This is a genomic window from Kitasatospora sp. NPDC033851 (assembly GCF_055576085.1).
Window position 1 is genome coordinate 87,994 of sequence record NZ_JBVIRL010000004.1, and the last position, 12,790, is coordinate 100,783.

The window sequence follows — 12,790 nt, forward strand, 5'->3', positions numbered from 1 at the left end:
GCCCCTGGACCTGGGGGCCGCGAAGAACCGAGCAAGGAAACGGAGTTCACATTGGACGTGACCCAAGGGGTCTTCGTCACCCTCGACGGTCTGAGTGCGAGCGGGAAGACCACCGTCGCCCCGCTGGTCGCCGCGTTCGTCAACGGCGTTCACCTCACGGACGGGGCATTGCCGACGTTCCCCCGCATGCGGGCGGAAGTCGACGCCGCCGGCGTTCTGTCGGCGCGGTTCCACTGGTGGATGATGGCCAACCACATCAAGTCCGAGACCGCGCGGGCGCTCGTGGAGGTCGGCCGAACGGTGGTGGTCGAGTCCTACTTCCCGCGCACCATCGCCACTCACAGGGCGATGGGGCAGGACTGCGTGCCGGAGTACCCGAGCGATGCCCTCGTGCCGGACGTGCCGATCCTCCTGGGAGTGGACGAACGCGTACGCCAAGAGCGGCTCAATCGACGCTCCGAGCGAGGGACGCTGACGTACTGGCACCAGCGGGAAGAGCCGAACGTGGCGGAAAGCTCCCGCGTGTACCGGGAGTTCGGTCTGGTGCCGGTGGACGGCACCGGCCGTACGCCCGAGGAGGTGGCGAGGGGCATCGCCGATATCGTGCGCGCGCATGCCCGTACCGCATCGAGGAAGGCAACTTCCCATGACCGCGATTGAGTTCGAGGCGAAGGTCCTCAACATCGAGCCGGAGACGATGCGCGCCCTGCTGGCGGAAGCCGGCGCCGAGCACCTGCGTGACCGGTTCCAGCGCCGCTATGTCTACGACATCCCCGGTCGGCCGGGTGCGTGGGTCCGGCTGCGTGACACCGGTTCCGACGTCACCCTGTGCGTCAAGGAGATCCACTCCGACGCGATCGACGGCGTCACCGAGACGGAGACGAGCGTCGGCGACTTCGACGCCATGAACACGCTCCTCGGCAAGCTCGGCTACCAGCCGAAGGCGTACCAGGAGAACCGCCGGTCCTCCTGGACGCTGGGCGGCGCGGCCATCGAGATCGACCACTGGCCGCTGATCCCCCCGTACCTGGAGATCGAGGGCGACAGCGCCGAACACGTCCACACGACCGCGCTCTCGCTGAAGCTCCCCTTGGGGGAGCTGACCAGCGAGAACACGACCAAGGTCTACCGCCGGTACGGGATCGACATCGAGGCGATCCCCCGGCTCACGTTCGAGTGACAGGAGACGAACCTTGTCGGCAACCAACCGTCCGGCGGTCAGGGTCGTCCGCGACAGGACTGTCCGCATCAAGGTGATCGACGACTGCGGATTGGCCTGCACGTTCTGCCACAACGAGGGAACGCCCGTCACCGCCGACCACCGAGGCCGCACCGAACTGCCCTTCGCGGCCGGTCCGGGCAGGACCGGCCGCGTATCGATCTACAGCGAGACGAACGGGGTCGGCTTCCTTGCCGCCAGGATGGCCCCGGACATGTCTTTCCGACGTGCGGTGCGAACCGTGGCGAGGGCGTTCGACGCCGACGAGGTTCACCTCACGGGCGGGGAACCCACGCTCCACACGGAAGTGTCCTCGCTGGTCTCGGCGCTCACCGGAATGGGGCTGAGCGTCGGAATGACCAGCAACGGGGAGCGCGGCCGGCAGGTCATGCGGGATTGCTCGGCGGCCGGCCTCAACCGGGCCAATGTCTCCGTCTTCGGCACGACCCCCGAAGAACTCCGAGCCGTTCAGTCCGAGCGCTTCAGGTCGGCGGGTCTGGCCGGGACGAAGATCCGCGCCGCGGAGCAGACCATCCGGGCTGCCGTTTCCAACGGCGTGAAGGTCTCCGTGAACATCGTCGTCCCCGGTATGACCCACGTCGACCGCATCGTCAACCTGGTGGAGTCGTACGGTCAGTTCGCGGACGTGCGGATGCTCACCAGCATCCAGGACGGAGCGGAGTCGACCGCGGCCATCTCCGAAGTGCTCGCCCGTGTCGGCGCGGAACCGGTGCTCCGGACGTTCACCGCTGGGACTTCCGATGAGCGCACCCTCTACCGGGCGCTCGGCAGCCGGGCGGTCTATGTCAAGCGATTGCTGCCCGTACGGCTTCCCGGTACGTGCGCGTCGTGTCGTTTGAACAATGACACGGACTGTGAGGAGGGCTACTACGGCATCCGCCTGTACCTCACTGATCAAGGGGAGTACATGGTGGGCGTCTGTATCCAGCGGATGGACCTCTGCGTTCCTGTGCCCGAGTTGCGGAGGAGCGGGATCGTGGAAGAGGTGAGGGCTTTCAAGGATGCAGAGGTCCGAAGGCTGACGAGCGCGTCCGGGACCGCTGCCTGACCGAGGCCGAATGTGGCGGGTGGCCGCGGGCTGCGCAACGCCAAGGGGCCCGCACGTTCGACGACGCGAACGTGCGGGCCCCTTGGCGTTGCGCAGTGCGGCCGACGGCGCTCGGGTCGAAGTGGACAAAGTAGGATGACTCAACTCCCGCGCTACGCGCGAAGAGTTCCATCAATGTTCCATTTGCCCGATTTATCTCCCGCTTCACACGCACGGAGCCACCCTCATGGACAAGCTGTCCACCGCCGACACCGACGGCGCGATAGAGACCCGCGGTATCGAACCCGTCCCGGACCACGAGCGCCGGGGCAGAGTCCGCGAGCTCTTCCCGACCTGGGTCGCGGCGAACATCAGCGTCCTGCTCCTCACCATGGGCGCGGCCCTGGTGGTGTTCAACCAGTTGAACTTCTGGCAGGTCCTGATCGTCGCCGCGTGCGCCGCGCTCGCCTCCTTCGGCATGGTCGGCCTGCTGTCCGTCTCCGGCAAGTGGGGCGGAGCCCCGGGTGCCACGCTCTCCCGGGCGACCTTCGGTGTGCGCGGCAACCTGTTCCCCGGCGCGATCCTCTGGATCGCCCGGTTCGGCTGGGAGACGATCAACGCCGTCACCGGTGCCTACGCCGTGCTGACCGTCCTTGACCTGCTCTTCGGCGTCAAGAGCAACACCGTGCTGATCGTCGTCACGCTCTTCGTCTTCGTCGCCTGCACCTTCCTGGTCTCCGGCATGGGCCGGAAGGCGCTGAACGTCTGCAACACCTGGTCGACGTACCTCTTCGGCATCTTCAGTGTCCTGGTGCTGGGCTACCTGGTCGCGACCATGCACTGGAGCGAGGTCTTCGCCAAGCCCGCGGGCACCACCGCGATGATGATCGCCGGCATCGGGACCATCGCCGCCGGTGGCATCAGCTGGGTCCCCACCGGCCCGGACTTCGCCCGCTACCTGCCGCACGCCGCCTCCGGCCGGAAGATCGTCGGCGTGACGGTCTCCGGCGCCGGCCTGGTGATGGTGCCGATGGTGCTGATGGGTGCCGTGATGGCGGTGGCCTCGCCGGGCCTGGCCGAGGCCGCGGACCCGGTCTCCTTCCTCGGCGACCTGCTGCCGACCTGGCTGGCCGTGCCCTACCTGCTGACCGCGATCGTCGGCATGCTGCTGATCAACAGCCTCTCCATGTACTCGGCCGGCTTCACCGCGCAGACCATGGGCGTCAAGCTGCCGCGCGCCATGGCCGTCAGCATCAACGCCGTGATCTCGCTGGTCGGCGGCCTGCTGCTGATGCTGGTCGCCAAGAGCTTCCTGGGCTCCTTCATCACCTTCCTGATCCTGCTGGCCGTCTCCTTCTCGGCCTGGATCGGCGTCTACGCGGTGGACATGTTCCGGCGCCGCTCGCGCGCGGTGCGCTACGACGCCGCCGCGCTGATGGACACCGGCCGGAGCAGCCGGTACTGGTACGTGGGCGGCTTCTGCTGGCAGGCGATGGTGTCCTGGGTGCTCGCGCTGCTGATCGGGCTCGCCTTCACCAAGTGCGACTGGTTCGCCGGCCCGTTCTCCGGCACTTTCGTCGGCAAGTACGGGCTCGCCTGGGCGGCGACCATCGTGATCTCCGGCGTGATCATGGCCGTGCTTCCCACGCCGCGGGAGAACACCTCCGCCGGCGCCGAGCAGCCCGCCGGTCTCCAGGCGGAGCAGGCCGAACGGGTCACCGCCTGACCGCGTGACGCCAACATCCCGGACGCCCCCGTCCGACCGAAAGGGCCCGCCGCACCGAGTGCGGCGGGCCCTTCGTGTCGGGCTGCTCAGCGCGTCGCCAGGGCTTCCAGGACGCGGTCGAGGGAGGTGCCGAGGCCCCAGCGGGTGGCGAGTTCCTCGAGGGTCATCGGGTCGAGGGGTTCGCGGGGGAGGGCCGGGTCGAAGGCGGGCAGGGGAGCGTCGTCGGCGACCCGGACCACCTTCGGGGCGACGTCGAGGTAGGCGGAGCCCTCGACGATGTTGCGGCGGCGGGCGGGGGTGAGCTTGGAGGCGAGGTCGAGGGCGGCGGCGCGGATGCCGGCGAGGTCCCCGTACTCGTTGATCAGCTGGGTGGCGGTCTTCTCGCCGATGCCCTTGACGCCGGGCAGGCCGTCCGACGGGTCTCCGCGCAGGGCGGCCATGTCGGCGTACCGGGCGCCGCGCACGCCGTACTTCTCGAGCAGCAGGGCGTCGTCGGTGACCTGGAGGTTGCCCATGCCCTTGACGGGGTAGAGCACGGTGATCCCGCGGGCGTCGTCGACCAGCTGGAAGAGGTCGCGGTCCCCGGTGACGATCTGCACCGGCCCCTTGGCGCGGGCCGTGAGGGTGCCGATCACGTCGTCGGCCTCGTAGCCGGGGGAGCCGACCCGGGCGATGCCGAGCGCGTCCAGCACCTGCTCGATCACCGGGACCTGCGGGGCCAGCGTGTCGGGCACCTCCTCCTCGCCGTCCTCGGCGGCCTCGGCGACCCGGTGGGTCTTGTACGAGGGGACGAGGTCGACGCGCCACTGGGGGCGCCAGTCGGCGTCCATGCAGGCGACCAGTTCGTCGGGGCGGTGGTCGTGGACCAGCCGGGCGATGAAGTCCAGCAGGCCGCGGACGGCGTTGACCGGCTCGCCCTGCGGCGAGCGCAGGGTGTCCGGTACGCCGTAGTAGGCCCGGAAGTACAGGCTGGCGGAGTCGAGCAGCATCAGTCGCGGTGCGGTCACGCCTCCGATCATGCCGTACGAGGGTGACATCGGAGGGCCTCGGTGCCCGTGCGGCGCCACTGCCCGTGCCCGTGCGGCGTCGGCGTTCGTGTGCCGTCAGCGCTCGTGCGCCGTCAGTGCTCGTGCGGCCCGGAGCGGTGGACCGGGCCGTGGGCGTCGGCACAGTGCTCGGCGGCCGTGTCGCCCGGGGCCGCGATCTGCAGCAGTGCGCCCGCCTCGTCCTCGCCGACGTGGTCGACCTGGAGGGTGCTGTGGGTGATCCCGTACTCGTCGGCGAGCCGGCGTTGGAGCTGGCGCCGGACGGCGTGGCAGTCGCCGCCGGGGGTGACCAGGATGTGCGCGGACAGCGCCGGCTGGCCGGAGGTGATCTCCCAGATGTGCAGGTCGTGGATCTCTTCGACCAGCGGCTCGGTGACCATCCGGTCGGCCACCGCGTCCGGGTCGATCCCGGCCGGGGCGGCTTCCAGGAAGATCCGCCCGGACTCCCGGACCAGTGCGACGCCGGCCTTGAGCATCAGCGCGACGACGATCAGCGAGGCGATCGCGTCGGCGCGGGCGAAGCCGGTGGTCAGGATGATCAGACCGGCGACGGCGGTGGCGATGAAGGCGTACAGGTCGGTGAGGACGTGCTGGAAGGCGCCCTCGACGTTGAGCGAGGTGCGGTTGGCCTTGGACATGCACCAGGTGGCCGCGAGGTTGACCACGATCCCGATCAGCGCGGTGACCAGCACCAGCGAGCCGGTGACCGCGGGAGGCGAGATCAGCCGGGTGACCGCCTCGTAGCCCAGCCAGGCCGAGAGCACCAGCAGGGTGACGCCGTTGGCCTGCGCGGAGAGGATCTCGGCGCGCTTGAGGCCGTAGGTGTAGCCGCCGCGGGCCGGGCGGGCGGCGAGCCGCATCGCGATCAGGGCGAGCACGATCGAGGCGGCGTCGGTGAGCATGTGGGCCGCGTCGGAGATCAGCGCGAGGGACTTGGCGGCGAAGCCGACCACGACCTCGCCGGCCATGAAGACGACGATCAGGGCGAGGGCGCTGAGCAGCCAGCGGCGGTCCGCGTCGGCGGAGACGCCGTGCGAGTGCCCACCGTGGCCGCCGTGCCCGCCGTGGCTGCCGTGTCCGCCATGGCTGCCATGTCCGCCGTGACCGTGCGCGTGCCCGTCCCCGTTCGACGGCTGGTGGTCATGCGCATGATCATCGTGCGAATGCTCGGGCCTGGCCATGGAAGTCCTCTCTGGGCGCACGGATGGGAACAGGGGCGCGGCGCGACCGCCCTGCAACCGAAGTGAACCGCAGAATCGACAAAGATCCAAAGGCTGTACTGGTGACCGTTGTCGTTGCCGTTCGGGTGGCTTTACCCGGCGCACGCCGCAGCCGTCCGACCAGCAGAAATCCCCTGCGCCCGCGCCCAGTTGAGCTATCCCAGCGCCGCCATGTCCAAGGCCGGGTCCAGCGCCACCGCGTCCAGGGCCGCGGCGGTGGCCGCCCGAACCAGGGCCCGCATCAGCCGCAGGTCGTCCCCCTGTTCCGGATGCCACTGCACCCCGAGCGTGAAGCCGGGCCCCTCCAGCGCCTCCACCGTGCCGTCCGGCGCGTGGGCGCTCACCCGCAGGCCCGTCCCGACCCGGTCGACGGCCTGGTGGTGGAAGGTCGGTACCTCCAGCTCGCACTCCGGCAGCAGCCCGCCCAGCAGCGTCCCCGGCACCGGCCGCACCGGGTGCGAGCCGTACTTCCCCGGCGAGCCGCCGTGCACGTCCACCGGCACCACGTCCGGCAGGTGCTGCACCAGCGTGCCCCCGCACACCACGTTCAGGACCTGCATCCCGCGGCAGACGGCCAGCAGCGGCATCCCCGCCGCCAGCGCGGCCCGCAGCAGCGCGACCTCCCAGACGTCCCGCTCCGGCGAGTCCACCTCGGTCGCCGGATGGGCCGGCTCCCCGTAGTACGCCGGGTCGATGTCCGGCCCGCCCGCGATGACCAGCGCGTCCAGCCGGGCCAGCACCTCCGGCGCGCGCTCCGGGGCGTCGGGCGGCAGCAGGACGGCGACCCCGCCGGAGTCCCGGACGTACGCGGTGTACCGCTCGGGGACGAGAGCGACCCGACGGCTCCGCCAGTGGCTCCAACTCGCGTCCACCAGGTAGGTGCTGACACCGATCAAAGGCCTGCGATCCATGGCGCGCATTCTCCTCCCGAACCGCCCGATACCCCGTCAACCACGCATATCGGCGCGCCACACACGCCTGCCCTCTTCCGCCCCGCGAGGCGCAGGCCGTACGGTTCGCTGTGACTGCTTGATCTCGAAGAGTGATCGACGGGTTCGAGGTCGTCACGGCCATCCGGGCCACCAGACCACCGAGACCATCGAGACCACCTAGACCATCGAGACCACCCAGGACACGAGGAAGGAGGGTTCCGTCATGTCCGAGAACGCCGCACCCGGGAACGCCGCCGCGGGGCCGCCGCCCCGGCCGCCGCTGACCCTGGACGAGCTGCGCACCCTGGTGGACGCCGGCAAGGTGCACACCGTGGCACTCGCCTTCACCGACATGCAGGGCCGGCTGCAGGGCAAGCGCTTCGCCGCCCGGTTCTTCCTCGACGAAGTCGCCGAGCACGGCGCCGAGGCCTGCGACTACCTGCTGGCCGTCGACGTCGACATGAACACCGTGGACGGCTACGCCTTCTCGTCCTGGGCCACCGGCTACGGCGACTTCGCGATGCGCCCCGACCTGGGCACCCTGCGGCTGACCCCCTGGCAGCCCGGCACCGCCCAGGTCACCGCCGACCTGGCCCGGCACGGCGGCCACCCGGTGGATGCCGCCCCGCGCCAACTGCTGCGCCGCCAGATCGCCCGGCTCGCCGAGTACGGCCTGGCCGCCGACATCGGCACCGAACTGGAGTTCCTGGTCTTCCGCGACACCTACGAGCAGGCCTGGCTCGGCGGCTACCGCGGCCTGACCCCGGCGAACCTCTACAACGTGGACTACTCGATGCTGGGCACCGCCCGGGTCGAGCCGCTGCTCTCCCGGATCCGCAACGAGATGGCCGGCGCCGGCCTGGTCGTGGAGTCCGCCAAGGGCGAGTGCAACCTCGGCCAGCACGAGATCGCCTTCCGCTACACCGACGCCCTCACCACCTGCGACCAGCACAGCGTCTACAAGACCGGGGCCAAGGAGATCGCCGCCCAACTGGGCTGCGCGCTCACCTTCATGGCCAAGTACGACGAGCGCGAGGGCAACAGCTGCCACATCCACCTCTCGCTGCGCGACGCCGTCGGCGCCCCCGCCTTCGCCGACCGGGACGGCCGGATGACCGACACCATGCGGCACTTCCTGGCCGGCCAGCTGACGGCGCTGCGCGAGTTCAGCGTGCTCTACGCCCCGAACATCAACTCCTACAAGCGCTACCGCCCGGGTTCCTTCGCCCCGACCGCCGTCGCCTGGGGCCGGGACAACCGCACCTGCGCCTACCGGGTGGTCGGCCACGGCCCCGGCCTGCGGATGGAGAACCGGGTGCCCGGCGGCGACGTCAACCCGTACCTCGCCGTGGCCGGGATGATCGCGGCCGGCCTGCACGGGCTGCAGCGCAAGCTGGAGCTGCCCACGCCCTGCCTGGGCAACGCCTACGCGGTCGAGGAGTACGCCCGGGTGCCCGGATCGCTGCGCGAGGCCGCCGCGTTGTGGGCGGAGAGCGAACTGGCCCGGGAGGCCTTCGGCGACGACGTGGTCGACCACTACCTGAACATGGCCCGGGTCGAGCAGGCCGCCTACGACGGCGCCGTCACCGACTGGGAGCGCTACCGATCCTTCGAACGGATGTGACGCGTGACCGACGGACGTGACGCATGACCGACTGGACACCCTTGGGCGGCTTCGGCGAGTCCGGGGTGGGCCGCGAGCGGGGGCCGGACGTGCTGCGCCGCGTCACCGAGACCAAGAACGTCTTCATCCAGAGCGAGGAGTGACAGCCCGATGAGCGAGAAGCACGCCGCGCGGGACGAGGTGGTCTGCCGCCGGCTGGTCGGCCGCACCGCCGTGGTCACCGGCGCGGGCAGCGGCATCGGCCTGGCCGCCGCCCGCCGGCTCGCCTCGGAGGGGGCGAAGGTGGTCTGCGCCGACCTCGACGAGGAGACCGGGCGGGCCGCCGCCAAGGAGGTCAGCGGGCTGTTCGTGCACACCGATGTCACCGACCCGTACATGGTCGAGGCGCTGTTCGACGAGGCGTACGAGACCTGCGGCAGTGTGGACGTCGCCTTCAACAACGCGGGCATCTCGCCGCCGGAGGACGACTCGATCCTGACCACCGGCCTGGACGCCTGGAAGCGGGTCCAGGAGGTCAATCTGACCAGCGTCTACCTGTGCTGCAAGGCCGCGTTGCCGTACATGCGCCGGCACGGGCGTGGCTCGATCATCAACACCGCCAGCTTCGTGGCCCGGATGGGCGCGGCCACCTCGCAGATCTCCTACACCGCCTCCAAGGGCGGGGTGCTCGCGATGTCCCGCGAGCTGGGCGTGCAGTTCGCCCGTGAGGGGATCCGGGTCAACGCGCTCTCCCCGGGGCCGGTGGACACCCCGCTGCTGCGCGAGCTGTTCGCCGAGGACCCGGAGCGGGCCGCCCGCCGGCTGGTGCACATTCCGCTCGGTCGGTTCGCCCGGGCCGAGGAGATCGCCGCCGCGGTGGCCTTCCTGGCGAGCGACGACTCCTCGTTCATCACCGCGAGCGAGTTCCTGGTCGACGGCGGGATCTCCGGGGCGTACGTCACCCCGTTGTAGTCCGGTGCGCTGCTTCTCACCGTAATTTCATCGAAAACCGGGGGAATTCCGTGCCGCGCTGATTTCGCGCTTATCCGGCTGCCTTTAGATTCTCTGCTGTGAGCGAGCAGATTCCCGCCGGGTGGTACCCGGATCCGAAGGACCCCACCGGTGACCCGAGGCCGCAGCGGTGGTGGGACGGCAAGGGCTGGACAGCCGACACCCGGCCCACGCCCTCGGACGCCCCGGACTCGACCGCTCCCGCGGCCGATGCTGCGGCACCCGGCGCCCCGGAGGGCCCGGACACCCCGGAGGGCCCGGCGGCCCCGGAGGCCGGCGATCCGGGGGCGACCGATCAGACCCGGGTGCTGGAGGGCGAAGTCCTGGGCAGCGGCCCGACCGTCCGCTATCCGGAGCCGCCGCCCTTCGGCGCCGCCTTCGGTTCACCGCTGCCGCCGCGCAAGCCCCGGCGCAAGCCGTCCAAGCTGGTCGTGGCGACCGTCGCCGCCGCCCTGCTCGGCCTGGGCGCGGGCTCGGGGATCACCTACCTCGCGATGGACGGCCACGGGGACAAGCCCAAGCCGATCGCCCAGCACACCCCGCGAGGCGCCTATGGGCCGTGGGACGGCTACCCGGGCGGTGGCAATGGTGGCAACGGCAATGGTGGCAACGGCGGTGGCGGCAACGGGAGCAGCGGGGACGGCAAGGGCAACGGCAAGGGCAACGGGAACGGCAAGGTCCGGCCCGGCGCCGACACGGCGATCGACGTGGTGAACCGCCTCACCTTGCCGGTCCCGAACGGCTGGCAGGCCGGCACCACCGGCGACGGCTACGCCATGATCACCGTCGGCTCCTACGCCTGCCCCGACGGCAGTGGCGACTGTACCCTCGGCGGGGTGAACACCGGCCGGATCGACGGTGGCGGCACCGACGCCCAGACGGCGGCCAAGGCCGACATCGCGAAGGTCGCCAAGGAGTCGTACGGCAACATCACCGGGCACCAGGAGCTCAAGTCCGAGGCGGTCAAGGTCAACGGCCAGGACGGCTACCTGGTCCGTTGGAAGGTGGACGCGCCCAAGGGCAACAACGGCTACGTGGAGACCGTGGTCTTCCCGTCCGCCGACGGCAAGTCGCTGGTCTCGGTGCACTTCGGCTTCGACATCGCCGACAAGGCGCCGGACGTCGCCGTGATGGACACCATCGTCAAGGGCATCACCGACTTCAAGGGCAAGATCCCGAGCATTCCCGGGATGCCCGGCACCGGCCCGGGCGGCAGCGCGGGCTCCGGCCCCGGTGGCACCGGGGGCACCGACGGGACCGGGGGCACCACCACCTGAGCCCCGCGCTCCTCACACAGCGGCGGCCCACCCGGGAGGGAAACCCCGGGTGGGCCGCCGCCGTCATGCGGTGACGGAACCGGGCCGGACGGGGGTGTGACCGGCCCGGCCCCGCCTCCGGCGTCAGGCGTCGCGTCGAACAGCCTCGACGCGGCGGCGCCGGAGCACCATGCCCGCCCACCCGACGCCGATCGCGGCGGCGCCGGCGAGCAGCAGCGGACCGGTGGCCGAGGTGCCGGCCACGGCGGCGGAGGTGGTCGGGACGATCTGGCCGGCCGGGGCGTTCGGGTCCCCGCCGTGGCCGTGGTGGGCGACCGTGGACCTGGGCGCGTCGGCCGCGATCTGGGCGTCGCTCGGCGCGGCCGGGGCCTGCGCGGCGAGTGCCGGGGCGGCAGCGGCGGTGCTCGAGCCGAAGTCGACGTCGGAGCAGCTGTAGAACGCCTCCGGGCTGTCGCTGCGCTGCCAGACCATGTACAGCAGCTGGCGGCCGGTGCGCTGCGGCAGAGTGCCGGAGTAGGTGTAGTAGCCGTTCGTGGCGGTGCGGTCGACCTGCACCTGGGCCACCGGTGTCGGGTCGAGGTCCGACCACTTCAGCGGCTTGGTGGGGTCGTAGCTCGGCTTGGTGATGTAGACGGTCTGGGTGCCGATGTGCGGCGCGGTGGTGCGGAACTGGAAGGTGAACGCGCCGGCCTTGACCGGGGTCGCGGGCCAGTCGGTGCGCGGCCAGTCCAGCGCCTTGTACTTGTCGCGGTTGGCCGAGCAGAGCTTGCCGTCCGGGATCAGCGCCTGGTGGTTGCCGGCGGCGTTGGCGATGTTGACCTCGTTCCAGTCGTACAGCGGCTGGGTGCCGCTCGCGGCGACGAGGTCCTTGCAGACCTGGGACACCGGGTGCTCGGGGCCCTCCGCGTAGCACGCGGCGACCCGGCTGACGGGGTTGGTCATCGTGCCGTGCGCGCCGGCGGTGCCGGCGGTGGTCGCGGCCACCGCGAGGACCGCGGCGCCGACCACGCCGACGGACAGGGCACTTCGCTTGATGGACATGGGGTGGGGACTCCTTGGCCGTCGTTCCGGGCGAGTGTGGGGGAACGGACACGCCTGCCCGCTCGGGAGCCGCCGGCCCGGCGCGCGACCCCCGGCCAGAGCGTAGGATTGGTCTGGACCAGATGGCAATAGCCATGCGTGGAGCACTTGTTGACGGACTGTAGGCCGCAGAGCAGCACAAAGGCCCGATGGAGGACGGTGGTTAGCCGTTCCATCGGGCCTGGTTAAGGCTGCGGAAAGGTCAGCGCTGGATGCCGTGGATGATGCCGGCCTGGATCACGAGATCGCTGTTGACGGTCGAGTTCCCGTCGATCGTGTTGATGATGTACGTTCCGCCGGCCGACTTGCTGAACCGCTCGGGAGCGAACTCCGAGAGGATCTCAAAGAGTTCCTCGGCCGCCTGCGGGTTCTCCCGGAACAGCGCGCGCAGCCGGTTGCGGATCGCCGCGGCCTGGTCGTCCAGGACCTCCTGGTCGCCGTCGGCCTCCAGCACCTCGGCGCGGATGACCTCCAGCTCCGCGCTCGCCTGCTCGTCCCGCTCGCCGCGCCCGAACAGTCGGGCGATCCGCGAACTGGCCTGGTTCCAGGCCGCCGTGGCCATCAGGCCGGCAACCGACGTCGCACCGGACCTCACCATCTCGTGCACGAGCTCGGTGTCCATGCGCCC

The 12,790-nt window shown here is 70.8% G+C and carries 12 protein-coding genes; 7 read left to right on the forward strand and 5 right to left on the reverse strand.

Translation table 11 applies throughout. The features are described from left to right. Nucleotides 1–51 precede the first annotated feature (51 nt). From ACZ51D_RS09865 to ACZ51D_RS09880, 4 genes are all read left to right on the forward strand, one after another. On the forward strand, nucleotides 52–660 hold the full coding sequence (locus tag ACZ51D_RS09865) for a hypothetical protein (protein WP_465616946.1): 609 nt from the start codon (nucleotides 52–54) through the stop codon (nucleotides 658–660). After that, nucleotides 647–1,180: a class IV adenylate cyclase gene (locus ACZ51D_RS09870; RefSeq protein WP_465616948.1), complete on the forward strand. Its 534-nt coding sequence runs from the start codon at nucleotides 647–649 to the stop codon at nucleotides 1,178–1,180. Before ACZ51D_RS09865 ends, ACZ51D_RS09870 begins: the two co-directional genes overlap by 14 nt. Before the next feature lie 13 nt (nucleotides 1,181–1,193). Then, nucleotides 1,194–2,288, forward strand: coding sequence for a radical SAM protein (locus tag ACZ51D_RS09875; RefSeq protein ID WP_465661801.1), 1,095 nt, complete (start codon nucleotides 1,194–1,196; stop codon nucleotides 2,286–2,288). 226 nt (nucleotides 2,289–2,514) lie between these two features. After that, complete coding sequence (locus ACZ51D_RS09880; protein WP_465616952.1) at nucleotides 2,515–3,993, forward strand: purine-cytosine permease family protein; 1,479 nt, start codon at nucleotides 2,515–2,517, stop codon at nucleotides 3,991–3,993. Nucleotides 3,994–4,079: 86 nt separating this feature from the next. Here ACZ51D_RS09880 and ACZ51D_RS09885 read toward each other — a convergent pair whose 3' ends face one another. From ACZ51D_RS09885 to ACZ51D_RS09895, 3 genes are all read right to left on the reverse strand, one after another. Further along, nucleotides 4,080–4,982 (reverse strand): 5'-3' exonuclease, encoded by a 903-nt coding sequence (locus ACZ51D_RS09885; RefSeq protein WP_360498533.1) that lies wholly within the window; start codon nucleotides 4,980–4,982, stop codon nucleotides 4,080–4,082. 131 nt (nucleotides 4,983–5,113) lie between these two features. Next, nucleotides 5,114–6,220 (reverse strand): cation diffusion facilitator family transporter, encoded by a 1,107-nt coding sequence (locus ACZ51D_RS09890; protein ID WP_465661803.1) that lies wholly within the window; start codon nucleotides 6,218–6,220, stop codon nucleotides 5,114–5,116. 194 nt (nucleotides 6,221–6,414) lie between these two features. Next, nucleotides 6,415–7,170 carry a gamma-glutamyl-gamma-aminobutyrate hydrolase family protein gene (locus ACZ51D_RS09895; protein ID WP_465616956.1) on the reverse strand — a complete coding sequence of 252 codons (756 nt, stop codon included), beginning with the start codon at nucleotides 7,168–7,170 and terminating at the stop codon, nucleotides 6,415–6,417. 244 nt (nucleotides 7,171–7,414) lie between these two features. Between ACZ51D_RS09895 and ACZ51D_RS09900 the strand changes: the two genes are divergently transcribed. From ACZ51D_RS09900 to ACZ51D_RS09910, 3 genes are all read left to right on the forward strand, one after another. Further along, nucleotides 7,415–8,815 (forward strand): glutamine synthetase family protein, encoded by a 1,401-nt coding sequence (locus ACZ51D_RS09900; protein ID WP_465616958.1) that lies wholly within the window; start codon nucleotides 7,415–7,417, stop codon nucleotides 8,813–8,815. Between the two features lie 150 nt (nucleotides 8,816–8,965). Beyond that, entirely contained in the window at nucleotides 8,966–9,766 is an 801-nt protein-coding gene (locus ACZ51D_RS09905; protein WP_465616960.1) for a 3-oxoacyl-ACP reductase, read from the forward strand. A gap of 98 nt (nucleotides 9,767–9,864) precedes the next feature. Next, on the forward strand, nucleotides 9,865–11,082 hold the full coding sequence (locus tag ACZ51D_RS09910) for a DUF2510 domain-containing protein (RefSeq protein WP_465616962.1): 1,218 nt from the start codon (nucleotides 9,865–9,867) through the stop codon (nucleotides 11,080–11,082). Nucleotides 11,083–11,205: 123 nt separating this feature from the next. Here ACZ51D_RS09910 and ACZ51D_RS09915 read toward each other — a convergent pair whose 3' ends face one another. Further along, a complete protein-coding gene (locus ACZ51D_RS09915) occupies nucleotides 11,206–12,123 on the reverse strand; it encodes a lytic polysaccharide monooxygenase auxiliary activity family 9 protein (RefSeq protein ID WP_465616964.1) in 918 nt (305 codons plus the stop codon). Between the two features lie 241 nt (nucleotides 12,124–12,364). Next, a complete protein-coding gene (locus ACZ51D_RS09920; protein WP_465616966.1) occupies nucleotides 12,365–12,784 on the reverse strand; it encodes a hypothetical protein in 420 nt (139 codons plus the stop codon). Nucleotides 12,785–12,790 lie beyond the last annotated feature (6 nt).

Excerpts from the sequence above, each read along its gene's own strand:
- ACZ51D_RS09870 (WP_465616948.1), top strand. The coding sequence starts at position 647 with ATGACCGCGATTGAGTTCGAGGCGAAGGTCCTCAACATCGAGCCGGAG.
- ACZ51D_RS09890 (WP_465661803.1), bottom strand. The coding sequence starts at position 6,220 with ATGGCCAGGCCCGAGCATTCGCACGATGATCATGCGCATGACCACCAG.
- ACZ51D_RS09885 (WP_360498533.1), bottom strand. The coding sequence starts at position 4,982 with ATGCTGCTCGACTCCGCCAGCCTGTACTTCCGGGCCTACTACGGCGTA.
- ACZ51D_RS09895 (WP_465616956.1), bottom strand. The coding sequence starts at position 7,170 with ATGGATCGCAGGCCTTTGATCGGTGTCAGCACCTACCTGGTGGACGCG.
- ACZ51D_RS09905 (WP_465616960.1), top strand. The coding sequence starts at position 8,966 with ATGAGCGAGAAGCACGCCGCGCGGGACGAGGTGGTCTGCCGCCGGCTG.
- ACZ51D_RS09915 (WP_465616964.1), bottom strand. The coding sequence starts at position 12,123 with ATGTCCATCAAGCGAAGTGCCCTGTCCGTCGGCGTGGTCGGCGCCGCG.
- ACZ51D_RS09900 (WP_465616958.1), top strand. The coding sequence starts at position 7,415 with ATGTCCGAGAACGCCGCACCCGGGAACGCCGCCGCGGGGCCGCCGCCC.
- ACZ51D_RS09920 (WP_465616966.1), bottom strand. The coding sequence starts at position 12,784 with ATGGACACCGAGCTCGTGCACGAGATGGTGAGGTCCGGTGCGACGTCG.
- ACZ51D_RS09880 (WP_465616952.1), top strand. The coding sequence starts at position 2,515 with ATGGACAAGCTGTCCACCGCCGACACCGACGGCGCGATAGAGACCCGC.